This is a genomic window from Monashia sp. HAY1-2A, from assembly GCF_056755315.1.
In genome coordinates, this window is record NZ_JBNDHY010000898.1 from 1 (window position 1) to 228 (window position 228).

The following is a 228-nucleotide window of genomic DNA, read 5'->3' on the forward strand; positions in this document are numbered from 1 at the left end:
GAGCACCTATGACCGTCGCCAGCGGATCAGATCCCAAGGACACCGGACCGTCTTCGCCCCAGCGCGGCGAGGACCAGCGCGGCGAGGACCAGCGCGGCGAGGACCGGCGAGGCGAGGGGCCCCGCCTGGAGGCGCCGGCGTCCGCCACGGATGGGCCGCGCATGTCCGACATCGCCGCCGGATACGCCGAAAAAGCTGGCCTTCACCGCAACAGTGCCGGCCACGTGG

The 228-nt window shown here is 72.8% G+C and carries 1 protein-coding gene; it reads right to left on the reverse strand.

All coding sequences use genetic code 11. The features are described from left to right. Positions 1-26 precede the first annotated feature (26 nt). The coding region (locus tag ACPYOM_RS24350; RefSeq protein ID WP_481347955.1) for a hypothetical protein at positions 27-228 on the reverse strand (202 nt) is incomplete at its 5' end.